The sequence below is a fragment of the Streptomyces sp. NPDC086023 genome (genome assembly GCF_044540325.1).
Lineage (GTDB): Bacteria > Actinomycetota > Actinomycetes > Streptomycetales > Streptomycetaceae > Streptomyces.
The window spans coordinates 158,641-184,471 of record NZ_JBITRX010000010.1 but is presented as its reverse complement, the minus strand read 5'-3'; the positions used below and the strand labels follow the sequence as shown (position 1 = coordinate 184,471).

Sequence of the window (25,831 nt, the reverse complement as noted above, 5' to 3'; positions counted from 1 at the left end):
CCAAGTGCACAGCGGCTCGCGGCGAACGGGTCAACCGCCGTCCCTGTACGGACCATCCTGACCCGACACTCGCTCACGACCGGACAGCAACTGCCGTGATCCGGGACACTCTGCGCATTCAGTGGCGGGCCCGGGGAAAGGACGCGATGCCATGTCGGAGGCTGCATCCGCCCGGGCGCTGGAACCCCTGCTGCGCGGCTGGCTGCCGCGCCAGCGGTGGTTCGCGGGCAAAGGGAGGGCCATTTCGCGGATCGAGGTGGTCTCGGCGGCCGAACTGCTGCCGCCGGGCACCTCGCCACGGCTGCTCCACCTGCTGGTCGACGTCGACGACGACTGCTACCAGCTGCTGCTCGGGCTGCGCCGGAACCTGCCCCCCGCCCTCGCCCCGGCCCTGATCGGCCGGGTCGAGGCGGGGGCGTCGGGCGCGTACGCCGGACTGACGGTGTACGAGGGCCTCGGCGACCCGCGGCTGGCGGGGCTGCTGCTGGAGCGGCTGCGCACGCCGGGCGTGCTCGGGCCGCTGCGGTTCGCCCGGGACGAGAACGTGCGGATCCCGGCCGGGCTGGCCCCCAGACCCCTGTCGGGCGAGCAGTCCAACTCCTCGCTCATCTACGGGGATACGTTCATCCTGAAGGTGTTCCGCCGGGTCGGCCCGGGCACCAACCCGGACCTGGAGCTGCCCAGGGCCCTGGCCGGGGCGGGCTGCGCGCGCGTCCCGGCGCCGGTTGCCTGGTACGAGGCCGAGCCGCCCGGACCGTCCGGTGCGGGCGAGCCGCTGACCCTCGGCGTGCTCCAGCCGTACCTGCGCGGCTCCGACGACGGCTGGCAGCTGGCGCTGCGCCGGCTCGGGGCCGGCGACGCCTTCACGGACGAGGCGTACGAGATGGGGCGCGCCACGGCCGAGGTGCACAGCGCGCTGGCCGCGGCCCTGCCGACGGTGCGGCTCGGTCCCGCCGAGACCGCTCGGCTGGCGGCGGCGATGACCGCCCGGCTCGCCTCGACCGTTCGGGAGGTGCCGGCGCTGCGGCCCTACGAGGCGGGGCTGCGGGCCGCGTTCGACGCGCTGGCCCGGATGCCCGGCGGACGCGGCGGCCGGGGCGGCTGGGCCCAGCGGATCCACGGCGACCTGCACCTCGGCCAGACCCTGCGGGCCGCCGACGGCAGCTGGCGGCTGATCGACTTCGAGGGCGAGCCGGCCCGGCCGCTGGCCGAGCGGCGCTGCCCCGAGCCGGCGGTCAAGGACGTGGCGGGGATGCTGCGCTCCTTCGACTACGCGGCCCGCTCCCACGAACCCTGGTCCCCCGCCTGGGCCGAGGCCTGCCGGGCCGCCTTCTGCTCGGGCTACGCGGCGACCACCGGCCGCGACCCGCGCGAGGACCCGGTCCTGCTGCGCGCCTTCGAGACCGACAAGGCCGTGTACGAGGCCCGGTACGAGTACCGGCACCGGCCCGACTGGCTGCACGTGCCGATGGCCGCCATCCGGCGGCTGGCCGCGGGCGGCGAGGCGGCGGTCAACCCCGCCACCTCCCGCGCGCCCGCAGACCGGCCCCCGCGCCGCAGCCGCACCCCCGGACCGGCCAAGCCGGCCAACAACCCCGCCCCTGGCTCCCTCCCGACCCCCCACCGCCCGCAGCCCCCGAGGAGGCCGCACACGTGACCCCCGCCCGTCAGCCGTCCCGTACCGTCGCCAAGCAGCCCGCGAAACAGTCCGCCAAGTCGCCCAGGAGCGCGGCCGGGCCGGAGGAGCGGCCCGACGGGGTCCCGCCGGGCCGGGTCGGCACGCTCGACGCGGAAGAGCCCCCGGCCGGCCCGGACACCGCCGGCCCGGACACCGCCGCCTTGGACGCCCCGGCCGAGCCTCCCGCGGCCAGGACCGCCACCCGCAGGACCGGCACCGCGAAGACCGGCACGGCGAAGGCCGCCGCCGGGGCCGCGGCCGCCAAGCCGCCCCGCGCCCGGCGGGCCCCCGCGGCCCGCCGCACCCGGCCGGCGCCCGCGCTGTCCGACGAGGACCGGGGCCGGCTGCTGTCCGGCACCCACCACGACCCGCACGCCCTCCTCGGGGCCCGGGTGTGCCGGGGCGGGGTGGCCTTCCGGGCGCTGCGCCCGCACGCCCGTGCGGTCACGGTGGTGGCCAAGGGCCTGCGGGCCCCGCTGCACGACGACGGGGACGGGCTGTTCTCGGGGCTGCTGCCGCTGGCCGCGGTGCCCGACTACCGGCTGCTCGTGACGTACGAGAGCGACGAGATCGAGGTCGAGGACCCGTACCGGTTCCTGCCCGCACTCGGCGAGCTGGACCTGCACCTGATCGGCGAGGGCCGGCACGAGCAGCTGTGGAAGGCCCTCGGCGCGCAGCCGATGGTGCACGAGGGGGTGGCCGGCACCCGGTTCACGGTGTGGGCGCCCAACGCCCGCGGCGTGCGGGTCACCGGCGACTTCTCGTACTGGGACGCCACCGCCTCCCCGATGCGCTCGCTCGGCTCGACCGGCGTGTGGGAGCTGTTCCTGCCGGGCGTGGGCGAGGGGACGCTGTACAAGTTCGACATCGCCCGCCCCGACGGCAGCCACACCCTGCGCGCCGACCCGATGGCCCGGCGCACCGAGGTGCCGCCCGCGAACGCGTCGGTCGTGACCGACTCCCGCCACGAGTGGGGCGACGCGGAGTGGATGGAGCGGCGCGAGGACCGCCCGGCGCACACCTCGCCGTTCTCCGTGTACGAGGTGCACCTGGCGTCCTGGCGGCCGGGACTCACGTACCGCCAGCTCGCCGAGCAGCTGCCGGCGTACGTGAAGGAGCTGGGCTTCACGCACGTGGAGCTGATGCCCGTCGCCGAGCACCCCTTCGGCGGGTCCTGGGGCTACCAGGTCACCGGCTTCTACGCGCCGACCTCGCGGATGGGCACGCCGGACGACTTCCGGTTCCTGGTGGACGCGCTGCACCGGGCCGGGATCGGCGTGATCGTCGACTGGGTGCCGGCGCACTTCCCGCGGGACGAATGGGCGCTGGCGGAGTTCGACGGGCGGCCGCTGTACGAGCCGCAGGACCCGAAGCGGGCCGCGCACCCGGACTGGGGGACGCTGGAGTTCGACTACGGCCGCAAGGAGGTCCGCAACTTCCTGGTGGCCAACGCCGTGTACTGGTGCGAGGAGTTCCACGTCGACGGTCTGCGCGTGGACGCGGTGGCCTCGATGCTGTACCTGGACTACTCGCGCGGGCCCGGCGAGTGGTCGCCGAACGCGCACGGCGGGCGGGAGAACACGGACGCCGTGGCCTTCCTCCAGGAGATGAACGCCACCGTGTACCGGCGCTGCCCGGGGGTGGTGACCATCGCGGAGGAGTCCACGGCCTGGGACGGGGTCACCCGGCCCACGCACCACGTGGGCGCGGGCGGCTTCGGCGGCCTCGGCTTCGGCCTCAAGTGGAACATGGGCTGGATGCACGACTCGCTGGGGTACGTGGCGCACGAGCCGGTGCACCGGAAGTACCACCACCACGAGATGACCTTCTCGATGGTCTACGCGTACAGCGAGAACTACGTGCTGCCGATCTCGCACGACGAGGTGGTGCACGGCAAGCGCTCGCTGGTGTCGAAGATGCCGGGCGACTGGTGGCAGCAGCGGGCCTGCCACCGCGCGTACCTCGGCTTCATGTGGGCCCACCCGGGCAAGCAGCTGCTGTTCATGGGGCAGGAGTTCGCGCAGGGTGCGGAGTGGTCGGAGGCGCACGGTCCCGACTGGTGGCTGGTGGACCCCTCGTACGCGGCGGCGGCCGACCACATCGGGGTGCGGGACCTGGTGCGCGAGCTGAACACGGTGTACGCGCAGGCGCCGGCCCTGTGGGAGCGGGACACCGTGCCCGAGGGCTTCGCGTGGGTCGTGGGGGACGCGGCGGAGGACAACGTCTTCGCGTTCCTGCGGTACGACGCCCAGGGCGCCCCGCTGCTGTCGGTGAGCAACTTCTCGCCGGTGGTCCGGCACGACTACCGGCTGGGCGTGCCGGACCCGGACTCGGTGCCCGCCTGGAGCGAGGTGCTGAACACGGACGCGGCCCGGTTCGGCGGCAGCGGGGTGCTCAACCCCGGTCCCGTCAAGCCGGACGAGGTGCCGGCGCACGGGCGGGGGGCCAGCCTGCGGCTGACCCTCCCGCCGCTGGCGACGGTCTGGTTCCGGCCGGCGTGACCCGGCCGGCGTGATGCGCCTCAGGCGGTCAGGGCCTCGTCGAGCTCCTGGAGGAGCTTGCGCTTGGCGCGGGCACCGACCATCTGCCTGACGGGCTCGCCCCGCCGGAAGACGAGCAGGGTCGGCATGGACAGCACCCCGTACCGGGACTGGGTGACGGGGTTGCTGTCCACGTCGATCTGCACGACCTTGATCCGCCCGGCCTCCTCCGCGGCCACCGCGCTGAGCACGGGGGCCAGCTGGCGGCAGGGGCCGCACCAGTCCGCGGTGAACTCGACGAGCACCGGCAGCTCGGCCGCCAGCACCTCCGCGTCGAAGTCCGCGTCCGTCACCTCGGGCACTCCGGCCGCACGCACCATGGGTCCTCTCCTATCCGGTCATCCGGTCATCCGGTCAGTTCGCAGCGCGGCTCCGGACCGCCCGGGGCCTCCGCCTCGGCGGCCAGCTCCGCGCTCGCGAGCTGGCGCGCCACCTGCTGTCGTACGTCCGTCAACTGGCCGATCAGCTCGTCGAGTTCGGCGAGCTTGCGGCGGTACACCGCGAGCGAGGCGGGGCAGGCGTCCCCGGCCGGGTGACCCGCCCTGAGGCAGTCCACGAAGGGCCGGGTCTCCTCCAGGCCGAAGCCGAAGTCCTGGAGGGTGCGGATCTGCCGCAGCAGCCGCAGGTCCTCCTCGCCGTACTCGCGGTACCCGTTGACGGCCCGGCGGGCGGGCAGCAGCCCCCGGGACTCGTAGTACCGCAGGGTCCGCGTGGTGGTCCCGGCCCGTGCGGCCAGCTCGCCGATGCGCATGGCCACGACCGTAATCCTTGACGCCCGCGTCAAGGCAAGGGAACAGCGGGCGGTCCCGGGCGCTTGTAGGAGGGACACGGCGGTATCGAGGAGCGGGGGACGCGTGAGCAGGGTGTGTGTCATCGGGGGCAGCCGGTACTTCGGCAAGCGGCTGATCCGGCGGCTGCTGGAGCGGGGCGACGAGGTGACGGTGGTCAACCGGGGCTCGGCGCCGGCGCCCGAGGGGGTGGAGCTGCTGGTGGCGGACCGCAACGACGAGGCCGCGCTGCGGGCGGCGGTCGGGGACCGGCACTTCGACGTGGTGGTGGACCAGGTCTGCTACACGCCGGTGCAGGCCGCGATCGCCCGCCGGGTCTTCGAGGGCCGCACCGCGCGGTACGTGATGACCTCGACGATCGAGGTGTACGAGCACGAGGACGCGCCCGGTGGGGTGCCGGAGGACGCGGTCGACCTGTCGGCGGTGGCGGTCCGGCCGGAGCTGCCGTGGGGCGACCCGGTCTTCCTGGACGAGCACTACGGCGAGGGCAAGCGGCAGGCCGAGGCGGTGTTCGCGGCGGCGCCGGCGTTCCCGTACGTCACGGTCCGCGTGGCGCACGTGCTGGGCGGCGCGGACGACTTCACCGGGCGGCTGGAGCACTACGCGGACCGGCTGCGGGCGGGCGAGCCGATCGCGGTCGACGTGCCGGGCCACCCGTCGACGTACATCCACGTCGAGGAGATCGCGGACTTCCTGGCCTGGGTGGCGGGGGCGGAGTTCACCGGGCCGGTGAACGCGCACGCGCACGGCCCCCTGGACACGGCCGACGTGGCGGCGGTCCGGGCGGTCACGGGCGGGCCCGAGCCGGTCTACCGCCCGGTGGCGGAGGGCGAGCCGGCCTCGCCGTTCTCCTTCGCGCGGGCGTACGGCATGTCCAACGCGCGGGCCGAGGGCCTGGGCTTCCGGTTCTCGCACACCGGGGACTGGCTGGCCGCCGCGGTGGCGGAGAGCCTGACGCGCTGACGGGGCCTCCACGACCCCCGTACGCGGAGGCCCCGTCCTGGGATCACGGACGGGGCCCGGGTCCGGTTCACACGGCGGCGGGGATTCTCGCGCCCACCGGCCGGAATCCGCGCCTCGGGGAGGACAACCATCGGGCCGCGTGGCGAGTCGGACAGGTGAACGAACATCCACGCCCTTCCCTGGGGGAATCTTGAGAAAGCTCACGGCCGCGGTCGGCACCGTCCTCGCAGTGACCGCGACCACGCTGGCCGTCGCGCCGCAGGCGCAGGCGGCCGAGGTCCACCTGCAGTCACACGCGTGGACGGCCCAGGAGAACGGCAGGATCCACGCCGTCTTCAACGTCCTCGACGACGACGTGCACCCGTCGGACGTCAGCCTCCGCGTCCGACGGAAGGGCGCCGACCAGGTCCTCACCACACTGAAGCTCAACGGCACCGAGTCCTGCCCCGAGACGGGCTGCTGGGACTCCACGTTCCTGAGCGAGCCGGCCAGGCTGCCCGGCCTCGGCGTCTACACCGTCGACGTGGTGGTCGACGAGGGCCAGGCGGACGAGCGCGTCGACCGCGACAACAGCGAACTCGACTACGGCCTCGACCCGCAGCTGACGGTCGCCGGCGACCACCCGACGGACTCCTGGGAGCACCCGGTCACGGTGACCGGCACCCTCCGGGCCGAGGACCCCGACACCCACGAGATCAAGCCCTTCCCCGGGGCTTCCGTGTCGAAGGACGTGCCGCACGGCGGCACGTGGGAGCGGACGGACGCGGACGGCCGCTTCACGGACGTGCCCGAATTCCGGGAGGCCACCGAGGTCGCGCTCACGTACTCGTTCCACTCCGCCAGGGCCTCCCTCACGGTGAAGCGGGACCGGAAGGACCTCAAGCTGGCCGTGGACGCTCCCGGCGGCACGATCACCGCTCCCTCGGGCAGCACCATCCCCGTCCGCGGCAGGGTCACCGGCACCACGGACTCCGGCGTCGACAAGCCCGTGAGCGACATGTACATGTTTGCGGACGGCAGGTACACGAGCTCGTGGACGAAGGCCGACGGCAGCTTCTCGTTCACGTACGGCGTCGGACGGAACACCTCGGTCACCGTCATGCCCGGCGGGACGTACCACTTCAACCCCGCACCCCGGCAGGTGGTGAAGCTCCGCCTCGTGCCGACCAGGTTCGAGTCGCTGAAGGCCGCCGTGAGCAAGTACCGCAAGGTCACGTTCACCGGCACCCTGGGGGTCGCCGAGGGCTCCTACCCGGCCGGGACGACGGCCCTGGTGGACATGCAGCACTCCGCCGACGGCAGGACCTGGTCGACCGTCGGCTCCTTCACCGCCCGGTACGGCGAGGCCTTCAGCAAGTCCCCGAGCAGGACCGCGCCGGCCGGCAGCGGCCACTGGCGCCTGCGGATCGCGGCCGCGGCCCAGAGCAGCGCGTCGTTCAGGCTGGGCCGCAAGGCCACTCTGCTCGTCAACGACGACGTGACGCCGGAGCCGGTCCGCAAGGGTGCGACGCTCACCGCGAAGGGGGGCCTCCTCCAGGAGTACGGCAGCTCCTGGAAGTCCTTCGCGGGGCAGACCGTCCGCGTGTGGTTCAAGGCTTCCGGCTCCACCGCCTGGAAGCAGCTCGGCACGGCCACCACCGGGAACGACGGCACGTTCAGCCGGAAGTTCACCGCGCGGCAGGACGGCACCTGGCAGGTCCGGTACACGGACACGCCGAGCACGCACTACGCCGACCTCGGACGCGAGGATTTCGTGGACGTGCGCTAGGAAGTTACCGTGTCGTACGGGTGGCGGAGGCTGGAAGTCCACCGTCATAGTGGATCTTCAACCAGCATGGTTACCGGACAGTCGCGGGGGAAACGGGCGAAAGCACCGGACCTCCTCGTACGTTCATACGAGTTGTGACCTTGGGCGAACAGCCCGTAGTCATCACAACTCCGCCACTTCTACGGTGTGCCTCGTGCACCAGAGCCCCCCTTTTGACGCCCTCGCCGCCCGCCGCCTGCGGGCGGCCCTGGGCATGGCGCCCGGCCACGTCGCGTACGGACTCCACGCCCAGTACGGACTGCTCGTCACCCCCGAGACGGTGATGGCGTGGGAGCGCGGGGAGATCGCGCCCACCTCCGCCGAGCTCACCGCACTCGCCGGCGTGCTGTGGTGTTCGCCCGGCGAACTGCTGGCCCGGCCCCGCACCCTGCGCGAGCACCGCATCGCCAAGGGCATGGCCGTCGAGGAGCTGGCCCGGCGGCTGGGCATCGACGCGTCCTCGTACCAGAAGATGGAGGACTCGGGCCGCTGGAAGGGGAACGAGCGGCAGACCGCGGCCCTCTCCTACGCCCTCTCCCTGACCCTGCCGGACCTGGTGACCGCCCTCGGCAGGGAAGAGGAGCTGGCGGAGGTGCTGCAGAGCGCGGTCACCACGCGCTGGCAGGCCTACGTCAAGCCGCTGGCCAAGCTCGTCCCGGTCCCCCGGCAGCAGCTGGACCGGGTCGTGGAGCAGCTCTACGACGAGTACCAGTCCAGGATGGTCGCCACCCTGAGCTGGGGCGGCGGCGGTGGCCAGGCCGGCAGCGGCGACGCGGGCCGCGAGTTCCTGGCACAGATCGTGGAGCGGTTCTGGGAGCTGACGGGAGGCTCGCGGCCCTCCTGAGACGGCCTCGGGCGGACCGTGCGAACGGCCCCGGTGCACTCCTCGACGGAGCGGACCGGGGCCGTTCGGCGTGGAAGTGGGGCCGGAGGTCCCGGCCCGCCGGGTCAGAAGACCGACTCGGCCTCGAACATGCGGGCCTCGGGCACCCGCTTGAGCTCGGTGACCGCGGAGGCCAGCGGCGCCATGACGATGTCGGTGCCGCGCAGGGCGGTCATGTTGCCGAAGTCGCCGCGGTGGGCGGCCTCGACCGCGTGCCAGCCGAAGCGGGTGGCGAGGACGCGGTCGTAGGCGGTGGGGACGCCGCCGCGCTGGACGTGGCCGAGGATGACGGGGCGGGCCTCCTTGCCGAGGCGGCGCTCCAGCTCGACGGCGAGGCGGTTGCCGATGCCGGCGAAGCGCTCGTGGCCGTACTGGTCGATCTCGCCCTTCTCGTACGGCATGGAGCCCTCGGCCGGGTGGGCGCCCTCGGCCACGCAGACGACGGCGAACTTCTTGCCGCGGTCGAAGCGCTCCTCGACCATCTTGACCAGGTCGTCGACCTGGAAGGGGCGTTCGGGCAGGCAGATGCCGTGGGCGCCGCCGGCCATGCCGGACTCCAGGGCGATCCAGCCGGCGTGCCGGCCCATGACCTCGACGACCATGACGCGCTGGTGCGACTCGGCCGTGGTCTTGAGGCGGTCTATGGCCTCGGTGGCCACGGTGACGGCCGTGTCGAAGCCGAAGGTGCGGTCGGTGGCGGAGATGTCGTTGTCGATGGTCTTCGGGACGCCGACCACGGGCATACCGGCGTCCGAGAGGATCCGGGAGGCGGTCAGCGTGCCCTCGCCGCCGATCGGGATGAGCACGTCGAGGCCGTAGCGCGTGCGCAACTCCGCGCAGTTCTCGGCGGCTTCGCTCAGGCGGGCCCGCTCCATGCGGGCCGAGCCGAGGATGGTGCCGCCGCGGGCCAGGATGCCGCTGACCGCGTTGAGGTCGAGCGGGCGGTAGTGGCCGTCGAGGAGACCCTTGAAGCCGTCCTCGAAGCCGATGACCTCGTCGCCGTGACCGACCAGCGCACGGTGCACGACGGACCGGATGACGGCGTTCAGGCCGGGGCAGTCTCCGCCTGCGGTGAGGACTCCGATACGCATCGTGCTGTGTCTCCTGCTTCTCGTCGTACAAGTGCGGCAGTACGGGTCGGACTGTCCGATTGTTCCACGCGCCCCGGAAGGGGTGCGCTCCGTACTGCTCCGCCCGAAGGGACTTCCGGACCTCGTCCGGGGCCTTTCGGCCCGGGGCGTTCCGCGCATTCGGAGGGTCTTCTTCCGGGGGCGCCTGCACCATGGCGAGGGGTATTGTCAAGGGGGCAAGCCCACACCAACTGGGAAATTCAACTCTTAGAGCCGCTTCCGGACCGGACAGCGAACAGGGATGGAGAGCACGCGTGACCCGCAGCGTGTACGTGACCGGCATCGACCGGGGAGACGGCCGGCAGGTCGTCGAGCTGGGAATCATGGAGCTGCTGGCCCGCCAGACGGGCCGCGTGGGGGTCTTCCGCCCGCTGCTGCACGACGGACCCGACCGGCTGTTCGACCTGCTGAAGGCGCGCTACCGGCTGGAGCAGGACCCGGCGACCGTGCACGGCATGGAGTACCACGAGGCCACCGCGATCCTGGCCGAGAAGGGCACCGACGAGCTGGTCTCGCGGCTGGTCGACCGCTTCCACCGGATCTCCCGCGACTACGACGTGATGCTGGTGCTCGGCACCGACTTCGCCGACACCAGCCTCCCGGACGAACTGGCCCTGAACGCCCGGCTGGCCAACGAGCTGGGCGCGGTGGTCGTCCCCGTGGTCGGCGGTACCACCCAGACCGCGGAGTCGGTGCGCGAGGAGGCCCGCAACGCCCACCGCGCGTACGAGAGCCTGGGCTGCCAGGTGGTGGCGATGGTGGTCAACCGGGTGGCCCCGGCCGACCGCGACGTCATAGCCGAGCGGCTCGCCGCCCGGCTCCCCGTGCCCTGCTACGTACTGCCGGACGACAAGTCGCTCTCCGCCCCCACCGTCGACCAGATCCGCCGCGCCCTGGACGGCGAGGTGCTGCTGGGCGACGAGGCCGGACTGGCCCGGGACGCCCTGGACTTCGTGTTCGGCGGCGCCCACCTGCCGAACTTCCTCAACGCCCTGACCCCCGGCTGCCTGGTGGTCACCCCCGGGGACCGCTCGGACCTGGTCGTCGGCGCCCTGGCCGCGCACACCTCGGGCACCCCGCCGATCGCGGGCGTGCTGCTCACCCTCAACGAGCGGCCGGCCCAGCACGTGCTGACCCTGGCCTCGAAGCTGGCCCCCGGCACCCCCGTGGTGTCGGTCGCGGGCAACAGCTTCCCCACCGCGGCCGAACTCTTCGCGCTCCAGAGCCGGCTGAACTCCGCGACCCCGCGCAAGCTGGAGACCGCCCTCGGCCTCTTCGAGCGCCACGTCGACACCGCCGAGCTGCGCGACCGGATCTCCGTGGCCCGCTCGACCCGCGTCACCCCGATGATGTTCGAGCACCAGCTGCTGGAGCGCGCCCGCTCGGAGCGCCGCCGCGTGGTGCTGCCGGAGGGCGCCGAGGACCGGGTGCTGCGCGCCGCCGACGTGGTGCTGCGCCGGGGGGTCTGTGACCTGACCCTGCTGGGCGACGAGCAGGCCATCCTCAAGAAGGCCGGCGACCTCGGCGTCGACATCTCGGCCGCGCAGCTGATCGACCCGCTGACCTCTCCCCTGCGGGAACGTTTCGCCGAGTTCTACGCCAAGGCCCGCGCCCACAAGGGCATGACGGTCGAGCTGGCCAACGACGTGGTGACCGACGTCAACTACTTCGGCACCCTGATGGTCCAGGAGGGACTGGCCGACGGCATGGTGTCCGGCTCGGTGCACTCCACGGCCGCGACCATCCGCCCGGCCTTCGAGATCATCAAGACGAAGCCGGAAGCCTCGATCGTCTCCTCCGTCTTCTTCATGTGCCTGGCCGACAAGGTGCTCGTGTACGGCGACTGCGCGGTCAACCCGGACCCCGACGCCGAGCAGCTGGCCGACATCGCGATCCAGTCGGCGGCCACCGCCGCCGCGTTCGGCGTCGAGCCGCGGATCGCGATGCTCTCGTACTCCACCGGCACCTCGGGCACCGGGGCGGACGTGGACAAGGTCCGCAAGGCCACCGAGCTCGTCCGCGCGCAGCGGCCCGACCTGCTGATCGAGGGTCCGATCCAGTACGACGCGGCCGTCGAGCCCTCGGTGGCCGCGACCAAGCTGCCGGAGTCCGACGTGGCCGGCCGCGCCACCGTGCTGATCTTCCCGGACCTCAACACCGGCAACAACACGTACAAGGCGGTGCAGCGTTCGGCCGGCGCCGTCGCGGTCGGCCCGGTTCTCCAGGGTCTGCGCAAGCCCGTCAACGACCTCTCCCGGGGCGCCCTGGTCCAGGACATCGTCACGACCGTGGCGATCACCGCGATCCAGGCGCAGGGCGGCAACACCCCCGCGAACCCGGCCGTATGACCTCCCCTCACCCAGAAAGCTCCGCACCTGTGACCGCATCGCGCGTACTCGTCCTCAACTCCGGCTCCTCCTCGGTCAAGTACCAGCTGCTGGACATGGCCGACCGCACCCGGCTGGCCGTCGGCCTGGTCGAGCGCATCGGCGAGCAGACCTCCCGGCTCGTCCACACGCCGCTGACCGGCGGCGGTGCCAGGCGCGAGCAGACCGGACCGATCGCGGACCACGGTGCCGCGCTCAAGGCGGTGGCAGCCGAGCTGGCCGCCGACGGGCTCGGACTCGACTCCCCCGAGCTGGCCGCGGTGGGCCACCGCGTGGTGCACGGCGGCACCCGGTTCACCCGGCCGACGGTGATCGACGACGAGGTGCTGGCCGAGGTCCAGAAGCTGGTGCCGCTGGCGCCCCTGCACAACCCGGCCAACGTCACGGGCATCCAGGTGGCGCGCTCGCTGCGCCCGGACATCCCGCAGGTGGCGGTCTTCGACACCGCATTCCACGCGACGATGCCCGAGTACGCGGCCCGGTACGCGATCGACACCGAGATCGCCGACCGGCTCTCGATCCGCCGGTACGGCTTCCACGGCACCTCCCACGCCTACGTCTCGCGGGCCACGGCGGCCCTGCTGGGCAAGGCCCCGGGCGAGGTCAACGTGATCGTCCTGCACCTGGGCAACGGCGCCTCGGCCTCGGCGGTGCGCGCCGGTGTCTGCGTGGACACCTCGATGGGGCTTACCCCGCTGGAGGGCCTGGTCATGGGCACCCGCTCGGGCGACCTGGACCCGGCCGTGATCTTCCACCTGGCGCGGGTGGGCGGGCTGTCGGTGGACGAGATCGACGACCTGCTGAACAAGCGGAGCGGCCTGCTGGGGCTGTGCGGCGACAACGACATGCGGGAGGTCCTGCGGCGCGCGGGTGAGGGCGACCAGGCGGCGCGGACGGCGTTCGAGACGTACGTCCACCGGCTGAAGAAGTACATCGGCGCGTACGCGGCGGTGCTCGGGCGGGTGGACGCGGTGGCCTTCACGGCGGGGGTCGGCGAGAACGCGGCCGCCGTACGGGAAGCTGCGGTCAGCGGCCTGGAGGAGCTGGGGCTGGCGGTGGACGCCGGGCTGAACTCCGTACGGGCGGACGAGCCGCGGCTGATCTCGCCGGAGTACGCGCGGGTGGCCGTCGCGGTGGTGCCCACGGACGAGGAGCTGGAGATCGCCACCCAGGCCTTCGAGCTGGTTACCCATTAGTCACTTGGACTTTCCACCAGACGGAATATTCCGCTGCGAAACAAACCGGATAGGATCCGCTCCATGCGCCGTTCCAAAATCGTCTGCACGCTGGGCCCCGCCGTCGACTCGCTCGAGCAGCTGAAAGCTCTCATCGAGGCCGGTATGAACGTGGCCCGATTCAACTTCAGCCACGGTTCCCAGGCAGAGCACCAGGAGCGGTACGACCGCGTCCGGCAGGCCGCGGAAGAGACCGGCCGGGCCATCGGCGTCCTCGCCGACCTCCAGGGCCCCAAGATCCGTCTGGAGACCTTCGCCGAGGGTCCCGTCGAGTTGGTGCGCGGTGACGAGTTCACCATCACCACCGAGGACGTCCCCGGCGACAAGTCCATCTGCGGCACCACCTACAAGGGCCTGCCCGGGGACGTCTCCAAGGGCGACCAGGTCCTGATCAACGACGGCAACGTCGAGCTCCAGGTGACGGCGGTCGAGGGCCCCCGGGTCAAGACCATCGTCATCGAGGGCGGCGTCATCTCGGACCACAAGGGCATCAACCTGCCCGGCGCCGCGGTGAACGTCCCCGCCCTGTCCGAGAAGGACGTCGAGGACCTCCGCTTCGCGCTCCGCATGGGCTGCGACATGGTCGCGCTGTCCTTCGTCCGCGACGCCAACGACGTCAAGGACGTCCACAAGGTGATGGACGAGGAGGGCCGCCGGGTCCCCGTCATCGCCAAGGTGGAGAAGCCGCAGGCCGTGGAGAACATGGAGGCCGTGGTCCTGGCCTTCGACGCGGTCATGGTGGCCCGCGGCGACCTCGCCGTGGAGTACCCGCTGGAGCGCGTCCCGATGGTGCAGAAGCGCCTCATCGAGATGTGCCGCCGCAACGCCAAGCCGGTGATCGTCGCGACCCAGATGATGGAGTCGATGATCACCAACTCCCGCCCGACCCGCGCCGAGGCCTCCGACGTGGCCAACGCGATCCTGGACGGCGCGGACGCGGTCATGCTGTCCGCCGAGTCCTCGGTGGGCGCCTACCCGATCGAGACCGTCAAGACGATGTCGAAGATCGTCACGGCGGCCGAGGAGGAGCTGCTCTCCAAGGGCCTGCAGCCGCTGGTCCCGGGCAAGAAGCCGCGTACGCAGGGCGGCTCCGTCGCCCGCGCGGCCTGCGAGATCGCCGACTTCCTCGGCGGCAAGGCGCTGGTGGCCTTCACGCAGTCCGGTGACACCGCCCGCCGGCTCGCGCGCTACCGCACGACGCAGCCGATCCTGGCCTTCACCACGGACACCCACACCGCCAACCAGCTCACCCTGACCTGGGGCGTCGAGACGTTCGTCGTCCCGCACGTGGACAACACCGACGCCATGGTGGACCTGGTGGACGCCGAGATGCTGAAGCTGAAGCGCTTCAACGCCGGCGACACCATGATCATCACCGCCGGCTCGCCCCCCGGCGTCCCCGGCACCACCAACATGGTCCGCGTCCACCACCTGGGCGGCGCAGCCAACGGCTGATCCCCGCCCCTCCCCCGGCTCCGTCCGGGGAAACCCCGCCGCACGGACGACCGAGGGCGGCACCCCGTCAGGGGGTGCCGCCCTCGGCTTGTGTCCGCCGGGCCGTGCGAGGGCCTGACCTACTCGATCCAGCTGTGCAGGCCGGGCACCGTGAGGTTGCCGCCGAGCTGGCTGGCCTGGACGACCTTGGCGTTGGTGAAGAACGCGAAGGGGACGTTCAGCGGCGGCGGGGTCTCCGGGCTGAAGGTGACCGGGATGAGGCCGAAGAGGTTGCCCTTCAGCTCCTCGGTGTACATCGTCACCGTGCCGCCGCGGATGGTGGAGGTCGAGCCGCTGCGGGCCTTCAGGTGGGCGACCTTCCGGGGCGGCTTGCCGACCCGCTGGTACAGGTCCTTGATGTCCACCTCGGACGCGGTGAACTTGAGGACCTTCTTGATCTTGCCGCTGGCCGTCTTCACCTCGACGATGCCGTGGTAGTCCAGGCCCCGCAGTGTCAGCAGCGAGCTGTCGAGGTACCAGGGCTCGTCCGGCAGGAGCGGGATCCCGGTCTCCAGTTCCGCCGCGGCGAGGGCCTTCGGGTCGGCGGTCGGGCAGGGGAAGCGCTCCTTGCCGTCCTCGTCCCTGCCCTCGTCGTCGTCCTTGGTGCCGGCGCCGAGGACCGACTTCTTCTTTTTCTTCCCGCCGGTCTCGTCCTTGGGCTCGACCGCGGTCTTCCTGACCTCGTCCGAGAGGTCCTCGACCGTGGCGCCGGACTTCCTGGCCGCCTCACGGATCGCGGACTCCGTCGACGAACCCGTGCTCGCGGTGCTCGTCTTCGCCGTCGTGGTGGAGGTGGCGGTCGGGGTCGGGGCCGGGGTGGCCGACTTGCCCAGGCTGCCGAGGTCGTCGACGAGGTTCTGGAGCTTGTCGCCGACACCCAGCGGGTCGAGCAGGCCGGTGGTGCCCGAGCCGCCGGTGGCGCGCTCGGTGTCGGTCGCCCGGGTGGTCTCCGCGGCCTTCGGCTCGCTGGTCGCGGAGGACCTGGCCGAGGGGGACTGGGAGGGCGACGGCTGCGTCGTCGCGCGGGGCGTGGCGGACGGGGACGCGGAGGGCTCCGCGGTCTTCTTCTTCCGCTCGGCCTTCTTCGTGGCCTCGGCCTTCGGCGACTCCGACTCCGGGGGCTCGTCGGAGCGGGTGACGCACGGGCCGGGCGCGAAGGGTATTTCCTTGTCGTCGGCCAGGGCGAGCTTGGGGGCCATGCCCATGCCGACGAAGACGGCGGTCGGCATGGCGGCCAGGGCCATCGTCTTGCCGACGGGTATCTGCAGCTTGGTCAGCAGCGACTTACGGGGCGCCGCGTGGCGCGGGCCCTTCCTCTCACGGGACTCTGCGCCTGGGGCCACGGCCCGCTGCGTCTCGTCACCCCGCACTGTTCCTCCCGCCATTGGCGTGGGCAGTCGTCTCGGTCGCATCGGCCTTCTCGAACGAGACGCTCTCGGCGTGCTCGTGAGGGGGCTCCTGCGGGTCCGTTTCCGAGCGGGGTCCGGGGACGTACTCCAGCTCGTGCGCACCGGCCTCGGCCGCGGCCTCGTCGGCGTCCTCGGTCTCGTCCTTGGGGACGCCCGGGGCCCAGGACAGCGCGAGGGCGCCGCCGAGCAGCGAGCAGAGGAAGCCCATGAAGAAGCCGCCGAGGTTCGACACCGGGAGCGAGACCAGCGCCAGCAGGATCGAGGCGATGCCGGCGAAGACCCGCATGCTCTGCTGGAACCACAGGCAGAAGCCCAGCGTGATCAGCAGGACGCCGATGATCAGCGAGCCGGCGCCGGCGGTGGTCGCCATCGCGATGGTGACGTTGCCCAGGCGCAGGTCGGCGTACGGGAAGTAGGCGATCGGCACGCCGCCGAGAAGGGTGAACAGTCCGGCCCAGAAGGGACGGCTGCCGCGCCAGTCGCGGAACACGCGCCGGCCGGTCGCGAGCCAGTGTTCGTCCTTGTGGGAAACCGGGGCCTCGGCGTTCATTGGACAACAGCTCCCTGGAAACGGTGGTACGGAGAACTACGTGAAGTGCCCGGCCGGGCGGGAGACACAGGCGCCACCCGCCCGGCCGGTCAGGCCGCTAGGCGGTCAGGCCTAGTAGCAGGACGGGCCGTCCTTGATCAGACGCAGGCTCAGGTCGGGGAGGCTGAACGTCCCCGCCGTGGTCGCCCACGCCTTCTGCTCGACGTTCTTCAGCACGGCCTTCTTGGCGCGCTGCGAGAACGCGTACGGGCTGGCGACCGTACCCGGCTGCGGCTTCGTGGCGTGGCTGGAGTCGCCCACCGCGACGCCGATGTCGAGCTGCTCGAAGTACGCGTCCGCGTCGAGCTCGGCGACGTCCAGGTAGATGTTGCTGGCGACGGCCGGCTCGCCCTTGTGGCCCGTGCGGAGCTGCAGGGTGATGTTGCCGAGGCCGGGCACCGGGGTGACCAGCGACTGGCACATGTTGGTGATCGTGGCCTTCTTGAAGCCAGAGATCGTCACCGGGTGGTGCTGGGGGTTGCCCTTGAGGTCGTGACCCTCGGCGACACCGCCGTACTGGATCAGGTCCTCACCGACCAGCTGGTCCGCAGAGACCTTGAAGTCCTGACCGGACACGCTGAACGACGCGGCGAGCGCGCCCTGCGCCAGACCCACACCGACGGCAGCGGTGGCCGCGATGCTCGGCACCATGACGAGCGCGAAGCGCTTCCATCTGGTCCCACCACGAACCTGGGAATTCATTTCTCGTTCCTCCTTCTCGGACGTACATCTCCGGTCCGGGTCGAGCCCGTCCTGGGATGGGAGAAGTGCTACGTCCTCGGAGGAGCGCAGGCGACCGGAACGCGGAAACGCGTCCGAAACACCGGCGATCACCCCCGAGCGACAACCACTGGCCGCGCAGTCGCGCGGCCGAGGACAGGCCCCGCCGGTCGGCGGAGACCCCCCTGTCCAGACAGCCGGGGCAAGCCGCCGGCTCACTCGGTGGGGACCCATGTCCACGGCCCCGGGTGTGCGGGGGCTGCGGGATGGACCGAGCGTGGCCGATCGTGGTGCATTCGGGGCCGGGGCACAAGGGGGTTCGTTACTGGCTAGTAACGGCCCGATAACCGTGGTACGACACGGCGGCGCCGAGCGGGCACACAGGGTGTCGCCGAGGGCCGCGACAGAAGGGGAGATCGAACGACAAACCGGGCAGATCCGGGGGTTCGATTTACTGCGAGTAACAGCGGCCGCGATTACCAAGTTTTGGCAAAGCGCGGCCGCTGTTTATCTCTGTGTCAACAAATCACCGGGGTCCGGTGGGGGCGAAGCGGAACCTTCCGCACCCCCCGGGGGCGGACCTCAGAAGAGCACGCGCGCCAGCGCCGTGCGAGCCCGCGTCACGCGCGGGTCGTCCGAGCCGATGACCTCGAACAGCTCCAGCAGGCGCAGGCGCGCCGCCTCGCGGTCGTCGCCGACCGTCTGCCGGACGGTGTCCACAAGTCGGCCGAAAGCGTCCTCGACATGACCGCCGACCAGGTCCAGGTCGGCCGCGGCGATCTGGGCCGCCGGATCCGCGGGCCGCTCGGCGGCGTCCCTGCGGACCTGCTGCGGGTCCATGTGCTGGACGCGCGCGAGGAGTTCGGCCTGGGCCAGGCCCAGCTTCGCCTCGGGGTGCCCGGGGTCCTCCGCGAGCACGTTCTTGTACGCCTGCACGGCACCGCCCAGGTCACCGGCGTCCAGCGCCGAGACGGCCGCCTCCAGCAGGGCGTCGTACGGGCCCACGGGCGCCTCGGCGGGCTCCCGGCCCGGCACGGCGTCGGGGTCGACGGCGATGCCGGTGAGCCCGAAGCGCTCCTCGGCCACCTGGATCAGCTGGGCCAGCGTCTCGCGGATCTGCTGCTCGGGCGCCGCGCCCTGGAACAGCGGCAGGGCCTGTCCGGCCACGACGGCGAAGACCGCCGGGATGCCCTGGATGCCGAACTGCTGCATCAGCATCTGGTTGGCGTCGACGTCGACCTTGGCGAGGACGAAGCGGCCGTTGGCCTCGACGGCCAGCCGCTCCAGCAGGGGGCCGAGCTGCTTGCAGGGCTCGCACCACTCGGCCCAGAAGTCGATGACGACCGGGACCTCGGTGGACCGCTGGAGCACGTCACGCTCGAAGCCGGCCTCGTCGACGTCGATGACCAGCGCGGAGGGCGGTACGGCCGCGACGCCGCCCTGCCGGGCGGACTCCGCACGGGCCTGCTCGGCCTTGGCCTTGGCCTCGCCGGCCGCCTTCACAGCGGCGAGGTCGACCACGCCGCTCATGGACATGTTTCTGGGCTGCATGCGTACATCCTCCCCCCTGCGCGCGCGGCCGCGAAAAGACCGGCTGAAAACACGCTCCTCGACGGAACGCGTGATGATGAAAAGCTGCGGCGCGCGGGTCCCCACCCGGCGCCAGTGGCTGTCGCTCTTACGCTACGAGTCGTAGCGTAACTAAACCGAGCCCTTCGCGCCCCGTGATCTGGGTCACGGCGGTTTCCCTACTGGCGGGTATGGTCACGGGATGCGCATCAGCTGTTCCCTCGGCAACTCCGGCGACTCCGGCCGCGGCAGCGGTTCCGGCGACGCCGGCAGGCCGCAGCCGTCCGGCCGCACGGGCCGGCCCCGCAACGCGGCGGCCGACGCGGCGATCCTCGCCGCCACCCGGGACGCGCTGGTGGAACTGGGCTGGTCCAAGCTGACGATGGGCGACGTCTCCGCCCGCGCCGGGGTCGCCAAGACCACCCTCTACCGCCGCTGGGCGGGCAAGAACGAGCTGGTCGTCGACGCCGTCGCCGAGCTCTTCGACGCGCTGGAGCTGCCGGACCGCGGCTCGCTGGAGGCGGACATCGAGTACGTGGTGCTCCAGTTCGCCGCCCTGCTGCACCGCCCCGAGGCCAAGACCGCGCTGATGGCCGTGGTCGCCGAGTCCACCCGGGACCCCGCCCTGCGCGACCGGATCCGGTCCGCCATCGTCGAGCGCCAGAAGCACCTGGTGGTCCTGGGGCGCGAACGCGCCCAGGCGCGGGGCGAACTCCCCCGCGAGGAGGACGAGTCCCTCGCCGGCCACACCACCGACCTGATCTTCGACGTGATCGCGGGGACCGTGGTCCACCGCGCGCTGGTCAGCGCCGAGCCCGTCGACGAGCTGTGGGTGGCCACCTTCACCGCCCTCCTCATGCACGGCCTGAAGGGCGCGGCCCGGTAGGACCGCGCCCTCCCGGCGCACACGCGGACCGGCTCAGAAGCCCGCGGGTTCGGTGTACGTGCCCCATTCGTCGCGCAGCACGTTGCAGATCTCGCCGAGCGTGGCCTCGGCGCGCACGGCGTCGAGCATCGCGGGGATCATGTTCGAGCCGTCCCGGGCCGCCGCCAGCATGGCGTCCAGGGAGGCCTTCACCTTCGCGTCGTCCCGGCGCTCCTTGCGGTCGCCGAGCAGGCGCACCTGCTCCCACTCGACCTCGTGGCTGACGCGCAGGATCTCCAGGTCGCCGGTGACCGAGCCGTGGTGGCAGTTGACGCCGACGACCCGCTTGTCGCCCTTCTCCAGCGACTGCTGGTAGCGGAAGGCGGACTCGGCGATCTCGCCGGTGAACCAGCCGTCCTCGATTCCGCGCAGGATGCCGGAGGTGATCGGACCGATGGGGTGCTTGCCGTCCGGGTGGGCGCGCAGGCCGCGCTCCTTGATCTGGTCGAAGATCTTCTCGGCGTCGGCCTCGATGCGGTCGGTGAGCTGTTCGACGTACCAGGAGCCGCCCAGCGGGTCGGCCACGTTGGCGACGCCGGTCTCCTCCATCAGCACCTGCTGGGTGCGCAGGGCGATCTCGGCGGCCTGCTCGCTGGGGAGGGCGAGGGTCTCGTCGAGGGCGTTGGTGTGCAGGGAGTTGGTGCCGCCGAGGATCGCGGAGAGCGCCTCGACCGCGGTGCGCACCACGTTGTTGTACGGCTGCTGGGCCGTCAGCGAGACGCCGGCGGTCTGGGTGTGGAAGCGCAGCCACATCGCCTTGTCGGTCTTGGCGCCGTAGACCTCCTTCATCCAGCGGGCCCAGATCCGGCGGGCCGCGCGGAACTTGGCGATCTCCTCGAAGAAGTCGAGGTGCGCGTCGAAGAAGAAGGACAGACCCGGGGCGAAGACGTCCACGTCGAGCCCGCGGGACAGGCCCAGCTCCACGTAGCCGAAGCCGTCGGCGAGGGTGTACGCCAGCTCCTGCGCGGCCGTGGCCCCGGCCTCGCGGATGTGGTAGCCGGAGACCGAGAGGGGCTTGTACGCCGGGATGCCCTGGGCGCAGTACTCCATCAGGTCGCCGATGAGGCGCAGATGGGGCTCGGGCTCGAAGAGCCACTCCTTCTGCGCGATGTACTCCTTGAAGATGTCGGTCTGGAGCGTGCCGTTGAGCACGGCCGGGTCGACGCCCTGGCGCTCGGCGGCGACCAGGTACATGCAGAAGGCGGGCACGGCGGGCCCGGAGATGGTCATCGAGGTGGTCACGTCGCCGAGCGGGATGTCCCGGAAGAGGACCTCCATGTCGGCGGCGGAGTCGATGGCCACGCCGCAGTGGCCCACCTCGCCGAGGGAGCGCGGGTCGTCCGAGTCGCGGCCCATGAGGGTGGGCATGTCGAAGGCGACCGAGAGGCCGCCGCCGCCGGCGGCCAGGATCATCTTGTAGCGCTCGTTGGTCTGCTCCGCGTTGCCGAAGCCGGCGAACTGGCGGATGGTCCAGGTGCGGCCCCGGTACCCGGTGGGGTGCAGGCCGCGGGTGAAGGGGTACTCCCCCGGCCAGCCGATGCGGTCGAAGCCGTCGTACGTGTCGCCGGGCCGCGGCCCGTACACGGGCTCGACGGAGTCGCCGGAGAGGGTGGTGAAGTCGGCGTCCCGCTTGCGGGCCTTGTCGTAACGGGCCTGCCAGCGGAGGCGGCCCTGCTCGATGGCGTCAGCGTCCATGCCTTCGAATTTACTAGGACGTCCTACTAAATGTCGATGGCAAACCCCCGGGAGTCACCCGGGGGCAGGTCACGATTGCGTCGGCGCGGGGTCCCGCGCCCCCGCCGTCAGGCCTTGGCGGGCGCCGGGCGGCCGTCGACCACCAGCGGCTCCACCTCTTCGCGGACCTTGCGCTCGACGAAGAAGGCGGCGAGCGGGATGGTGCCGGAGACCATCACCCAGAGCATCTTGCCGAAGGGCCACTTGGCCTTGGAGCTGAGGTCGAAGGCGAAGACCAGGTAGATCATGAAGAGGACGCCGTGGACCTGGGAGACCACGAAGGTCAGGTCGGCGCCCTTGTCGAAGCCGTACTTGAAAATCATGCACGTGCAGAGCACGAGCAGCATGACGGCGGTGGCGAAGGCCATCACCCGGTACCTGGTCAGCACGCTCTTCTTCATGCCCACGAGCGTAACCGCCCGTTTTAACAGATCTTGACCGCCCCCCGAGGACCGGGCGCGCGCTACCTCTCGTCGAAGTCGGCCGCGGCCACCCGCAGCGGGCGGAGCATGGCGAAGATCTCCGCGCACTCCTCCGCGTCGTAGACCCCGAGGCCGAAGTCCATCGCCATCAGGTCGCGGGTGGCGGCCTCGACGACCTCGCGGCCCTTGTCCGTGATGGAGGCGAGCGTGCCGCGGCCGTCGTTCGGGTTCGGGCGCTTGGCCACCAGGCCGGACCTGACCAGGCGGTCCACCGTGTTCGTCACCGAGGTGGGGTGCACCATCAGCCGCTCGCCGATCTTCGACATCGGCAGCTCGCCCTCCTTGGAGAAGGTGAGCAGGACCAGGGCCTCGTAGCGCGCGAAGGTCAGCCCGTACGGTTTGACGACCGCGTCCACCTCGCCGAGCAGGATCTGATGGGCCCGCATGATCGAGGTGATGGCGGCCATCGAGGGCGCGGGGCCCCAGCGTCGCTGCCAGAGTTCGTCGGCACGGGCGATCGGGTCGAAGGGAAGGCTCAGCGGCTTGGGCACGCACCCGACCTTACCGGCCGGTCATATGCTGGTCAGCCCCGTCTCGCCCCTCGGTCTCGCGCAGCTCGCGCAGGAGCAGCAGCACGCACGCGGTGCCGAGCAGCGCCGCCCAGGTGACCACGGTGTGCACGGCGAAGAACTCCGCGGCCAGGCCGGCCAGCGCCATGCCGACGCCCTGAAGGGTCATCAGGCCGGTGCTCAGCAGGGTCATCGCCCGCCCCCGCAGTTCCTCGGGAACGGCGTCGACGTACCACTGGTCGAGGCCCAGGGTGTACGCGTGGGCCAGTCCGGCGAGCAGCAGCGCGGCCAGCAGCGGCACGATCCCCGGCCGGACCGCGTACACCAGCAGCGGCAGCAGGCTCACGGCCGCCAGCGGTCGGACGATCCGGGAGCGGGCGGCCGCACCGAGGGCGGAGCCGGCCCACAGCTCGCCGGCGATGGTGCCGACCGGAAGGGCGCACATCAGCAGGCCCAGGGCCACGGTGCCGGAGCCGATGCCCGTGGCGTACGGGGCCATCAGCGCCTCGGGGGCGATGGTGAAGACGGCGGGCACCCAGAACATCAGGGTGAGCGCGCGCATCCGGCGGTCGCCGAGCACGGCCCGCGCCCCGGCCAGCGGGGAGCGGCGGTCCCCGTCGGCCCGGGCCGGGCGGCGGCGGGTGCCGAAGCGGAGCAGGGCGGCGGAGGCGAGGAAGGTGCCGGCGGTGACGCCGAGGGCGGCACGCGGGGCGAGGACCGTGAGCAGCACGCCGCCGATGCCGAAGCCGGCGAGCTGGGCGGACTGGGCGACCATGCGGAGCAGGGAGCGGCCGAGTACGTACGCCTGCCCCTGGCCGAGGACGTCGGCGAGGGAGGCGTTGCGGGTGCCCTGGAAGAGGGGCGCGACGAAGGCCATGGCGCACCGGAGCACGAGCAGGGCGGCCACGGGGGTGCCGGGCAGCACCATGGCGGCGGCGCAGGCGGCACACAGCAGATCGCAGACGACGAGCACCCGGCGGGCGGGGACGCGGTCCGCGACGCCCGCGAGCAGGGTCCCGCCGAGCACGTGGGGCAGGAAGCCGAGGGCGAAGGTCAGCGCGCTCATGAGCGGCGACCCGGTGATCCGGAAGACGAGGACGGTGAGGGAGATCTCGGCGACGACGAGCCCGAGCACGGACAGCAGGTGCGCGGCGAACACGGCCCGGAACTCCCGTACCCGGAACGCGGCGCCGTACCCCGCGCGGGGCGACTGACTGACAGCGGTCATGCGGGCCACCATCAGGCCGCCGCCGAGCCGGGGGTTATACATTCGCCCCATCCCGAATCTCCGCCCGGCCCCGCCCCGGACCGGGCCGAACCCGGTCCGGGGCGGGGCCGGGACCCGGGTGGTTCCGGAACCCGGGGCGAGGCCAAGGTCCGGGCCGGGCGGGGGCCCGGGGCGGGGCCGAGGGCGGGGCCACGGTCCGGGGCGAGGCCGGGACCCGGGCCGAGCTGGGGCCCGGGCCGAGCTGGGGCCCGGGCCGAGCTGGGGCCCGGGCCGAGCTGGGGCCCGGGCCGAGCTGGGGCCCGGGCCGGGCGGGGGCCCGGGGCGGGCGGGGGCCCGGGGCGGGGCCGAGGGCGGGGCCACGGTCCGGGGCGAGGCCGGGACCCGGGCCGAGCGGGGGTCCGGGCCGAGCTGGGACCCGGGCCGAGCTGGGGTCCGGGCCGGGCGGGGGCCCGGGGCGGGGCCGGGGGCGGGGCCAGGGTCCGGGCCGGGCCACGGTCCGGGGCGGGGCCGAGGGCGGGGCCACGGTCCGGGCGGCGCCGGGGGTCCGGGGCGGAGTCCCGGTGAACGGGAGAAGGGTGGGGAGGGGCCAGCCCCGCAGGGCCGGCATCCGCCACCCGCGCCCCCGCCCTCCGGCGGTGTCCGCACCCCCCGCCGCCCGTACTACCGTCACCCACACCGCACACAAACCAACCGCACCCGCACCCGCACCCCCAAGGAAAGGCGACCCGCATGCCCTTCCGGCTCTGCTTCGGCGACGGCGACCTGCTGCGGTGCCGCTTCGCGGTGTCGCCCCGCTGGGAGACGCAGGAAGCCGTCCGCACGCTCCAGCGGCCCGGCCGCCACGGCTACCACCTGCCCTGGCTCCGCGCGATCCGCGCCTCCGCGGCCTCCCTCGACCTGCGCCCCCTCTGGCTGTTGATGCCCCTCCGCGGCCACACCCCCGACTTCCTCGGCCCGCCCCCGATCGGCCCCGCGGCCTCCTTCGACGAGGAGATCGCCGCCATCCGGGCCGCCGACCCCGACGCGGCCCGCGAGGACATCGCCCGCTCCCTGGTCTGCACGCCCGGCGCGTACGAGAGCCCGCTGGGCCGGGCCATGCTGGCCGACCCGGCCCGCGCCGTGCGCGACCTCGCGGACCTCACCGAGGCCGCCTGGCGCACCCTGGTCGAGCCGCACTGGCCCCGCCTGCGCGCCCTGCTCGAAGCGGACCTGGTCTTCCACTCGCGCCGGCTGGCCGAGGGCGGCCTGGAGGCCCTGTTCACCGGCCTCCACCCGTCCCTCACCTGGCACGACGGCACCCTCACCATCGACCGCCCCGGCACCCACGTACGCGAACTCGGCGGCCAGGGCCTGGTCCTGATGCCCAGTGCCTTCGGCTGGCCCGAGGTGGTCTCCGGCTTCGACCCGCCCTGGCAGCCCACCCTCGTCTACCCCGCCCGAGGCATCGGCGCGCTGTGGACCGCGGCGGGCACCCGCACCCCCGAGGCCCTCGCCCGGCTGCTCGGCAGGGGCCGGGCGGACGTGCTGTGCGCGCTGGAGGCCCCGGAGGCGACCACCGCGCTCGCGCAGCGGCTCGGCATGGCGCCCTCCACCGTCTCCGCTCACCTGTCGGCGCTCCGCGACGCCGGACTGCTGCTCTCGCACCGGCACGGCCACCGGGTGCTGTACGAGCGCACGCCGCTCGGCATCGCGCTGGCCACGGGCGGCACCCCGTAGCCGGGACCACCCGGCCCCGCACCCGGCAGAAGCCCCCGAAGGGCC

At 72.6% G+C, this 25,831-nt stretch carries 21 protein-coding genes; 10 read left to right on the top strand and 11 right to left on the bottom strand.

Translation table 11 applies throughout. The annotated features are described in order from the left end of the window. Positions 1 to 151 precede the first annotated feature (151 nt). Complete coding sequence (locus ACIF6F_RS21220) at positions 152 to 1,657, top strand: maltokinase (protein WP_399948725.1); 1,506 nt, start codon at positions 152 to 154, stop codon at positions 1,655 to 1,657. Beyond that, positions 1,654 to 4,179 (top strand): 1,4-alpha-glucan branching enzyme, encoded by a 2,526-nt coding sequence (gene glgB / locus ACIF6F_RS21215; protein ID WP_399948723.1) that lies wholly within the window; start codon positions 1,654 to 1,656, stop codon positions 4,177 to 4,179. The genes ACIF6F_RS21220 and glgB overlap by 4 nt, the downstream gene beginning before the upstream one ends. Before the next feature lie 20 nt (positions 4,180 to 4,199). Here glgB and trxA read toward each other — a convergent pair whose 3' ends face one another. Then, positions 4,200 to 4,538, bottom strand: a complete 339-nt coding sequence (trxA, locus tag ACIF6F_RS21210) for a thioredoxin (RefSeq protein WP_399948721.1) — start codon at positions 4,536 to 4,538, stop codon at positions 4,200 to 4,202. 26 nt (positions 4,539 to 4,564) lie between these two features. Next, entirely contained in the window at positions 4,565 to 4,969 is a 405-nt protein-coding gene (locus tag ACIF6F_RS21205; RefSeq protein WP_399948986.1) for a MerR family transcriptional regulator, read from the bottom strand. A 103-nt stretch (positions 4,970 to 5,072) separates the two neighbouring features. Here ACIF6F_RS21205 and ACIF6F_RS21200 point away from each other — a divergent pair, with 103 nt between their 5' ends. From ACIF6F_RS21200 to ACIF6F_RS21190, 3 genes are all read left to right on the top strand, one after another. After that, a complete protein-coding gene (locus ACIF6F_RS21200) occupies positions 5,073 to 5,969 on the top strand; it encodes an NAD-dependent epimerase/dehydratase family protein (RefSeq protein WP_399948719.1) in 897 nt (298 codons plus the stop codon). Between the two features lie 190 nt (positions 5,970 to 6,159). Next, the gene (locus ACIF6F_RS21195; RefSeq protein ID WP_399948717.1) at positions 6,160 to 7,737 is read left to right on the top strand and encodes a hypothetical protein; all 1,578 of its coding nucleotides are present in this window, start codon (positions 6,160 to 6,162) and stop codon (positions 7,735 to 7,737) included. Between the two features lie 184 nt (positions 7,738 to 7,921). Continuing rightward, a complete protein-coding gene (locus ACIF6F_RS21190; RefSeq protein WP_399948715.1) occupies positions 7,922 to 8,620 on the top strand; it encodes an XRE family transcriptional regulator in 699 nt (232 codons plus the stop codon). Positions 8,621 to 8,724: 104 nt separating this feature from the next. Here ACIF6F_RS21190 and ACIF6F_RS21185 read toward each other — a convergent pair whose 3' ends face one another. Further along, on the bottom strand, positions 8,725 to 9,750 hold the full coding sequence (locus ACIF6F_RS21185; protein WP_399948713.1) for a 6-phosphofructokinase: 1,026 nt from the start codon (positions 9,748 to 9,750) through the stop codon (positions 8,725 to 8,727). 293 nt (positions 9,751 to 10,043) lie between these two features. On the opposite strand from ACIF6F_RS21185, the gene pta reads away from it, so the two are divergent. The 3 genes from pta (at position 10,044) to pyk (ending at position 14,866) form a co-directional block, all read left to right on the top strand. Then, positions 10,044 to 12,137: a phosphate acetyltransferase gene (gene pta / locus ACIF6F_RS21180; RefSeq protein WP_399948711.1), complete on the top strand. Its 2,094-nt coding sequence runs from the start codon at positions 10,044 to 10,046 to the stop codon at positions 12,135 to 12,137. 29 nt (positions 12,138 to 12,166) lie between these two features. Further along, positions 12,167 to 13,372, top strand: coding sequence for an acetate kinase (locus tag ACIF6F_RS21175; protein WP_399948709.1), 1,206 nt, complete (start codon positions 12,167 to 12,169; stop codon positions 13,370 to 13,372). 63 nt (positions 13,373 to 13,435) lie between these two features. After that, positions 13,436 to 14,866 (top strand): pyruvate kinase, encoded by a 1,431-nt coding sequence (pyk, locus tag ACIF6F_RS21170; RefSeq protein ID WP_399948707.1) that lies wholly within the window; start codon positions 13,436 to 13,438, stop codon positions 14,864 to 14,866. Positions 14,867 to 14,985: 119 nt separating this feature from the next. Here the strand turns inward: pyk and ACIF6F_RS21165 are convergent, their stop codons facing one another. The 4 genes from ACIF6F_RS21165 to ACIF6F_RS21150 form a co-directional block, all read right to left on the bottom strand. Then, a complete protein-coding gene (locus ACIF6F_RS21165) occupies positions 14,986 to 16,275 on the bottom strand; it encodes a hypothetical protein (RefSeq protein ID WP_399948705.1) in 1,290 nt (429 codons plus the stop codon). Beyond that, positions 16,265 to 16,864, bottom strand: a complete 600-nt coding sequence (locus tag ACIF6F_RS21160) for a DUF6114 domain-containing protein (protein WP_399948703.1) — start codon at positions 16,862 to 16,864, stop codon at positions 16,265 to 16,267. The genes ACIF6F_RS21165 and ACIF6F_RS21160 overlap by 11 nt, the downstream gene beginning before the upstream one ends. Positions 16,865 to 16,975: 111 nt before the next feature. Beyond that, on the bottom strand, positions 16,976 to 17,605 hold the full coding sequence (locus tag ACIF6F_RS21155) for a DUF6230 family protein (RefSeq protein WP_399948701.1): 630 nt from the start codon (positions 17,603 to 17,605) through the stop codon (positions 16,976 to 16,978). 600 nt (positions 17,606 to 18,205) lie between these two features. Continuing rightward, positions 18,206 to 19,174 carry a tetratricopeptide repeat protein gene (locus tag ACIF6F_RS21150; protein WP_399948699.1) on the bottom strand — a complete coding sequence of 323 codons (969 nt, stop codon included), beginning with the start codon at positions 19,172 to 19,174 and terminating at the stop codon, positions 18,206 to 18,208. Between the two features lie 220 nt (positions 19,175 to 19,394). Between ACIF6F_RS21150 and ACIF6F_RS21145 the strand changes: the two genes are divergently transcribed. After that, positions 19,395 to 20,078 (top strand): TetR/AcrR family transcriptional regulator, encoded by a 684-nt coding sequence (locus ACIF6F_RS21145; protein ID WP_399948697.1) that lies wholly within the window; start codon positions 19,395 to 19,397, stop codon positions 20,076 to 20,078. 33 nt (positions 20,079 to 20,111) lie between these two features. Here ACIF6F_RS21145 and ACIF6F_RS21140 read toward each other — a convergent pair whose 3' ends face one another. From ACIF6F_RS21140 to ACIF6F_RS21125, 4 genes are all read right to left on the bottom strand, one after another. Then, positions 20,112 to 21,812: a methylmalonyl-CoA mutase gene (locus tag ACIF6F_RS21140; protein WP_399948695.1), complete on the bottom strand. Its 1,701-nt coding sequence runs from the start codon at positions 21,810 to 21,812 to the stop codon at positions 20,112 to 20,114. A gap of 107 nt (positions 21,813 to 21,919) precedes the next feature. Further along, positions 21,920 to 22,252 carry a DUF3817 domain-containing protein gene (locus ACIF6F_RS21135; RefSeq protein WP_399948693.1) on the bottom strand — a complete coding sequence of 111 codons (333 nt, stop codon included), beginning with the start codon at positions 22,250 to 22,252 and terminating at the stop codon, positions 21,920 to 21,922. Positions 22,253 to 22,314: 62 nt separating this feature from the next. Further along, on the bottom strand, positions 22,315 to 22,824 hold the full coding sequence (locus ACIF6F_RS21130) for a MarR family winged helix-turn-helix transcriptional regulator (RefSeq protein WP_399948691.1): 510 nt from the start codon (positions 22,822 to 22,824) through the stop codon (positions 22,315 to 22,317). A gap of 10 nt (positions 22,825 to 22,834) precedes the next feature. Then, entirely contained in the window at positions 22,835 to 24,070 is a 1,236-nt protein-coding gene (locus ACIF6F_RS21125) for an MFS transporter (protein WP_399948689.1), read from the bottom strand. Positions 24,071 to 24,799: 729 nt separating this feature from the next. Here ACIF6F_RS21125 and ACIF6F_RS21120 point away from each other — a divergent pair. Beyond that, the gene (locus ACIF6F_RS21120) at positions 24,800 to 25,786 is read left to right on the top strand and encodes a DUF5937 family protein (protein ID WP_399948687.1); all 987 of its coding nucleotides are present in this window, start codon (positions 24,800 to 24,802) and stop codon (positions 25,784 to 25,786) included. Positions 25,787 to 25,831: the final 45 nt, after the last annotated feature.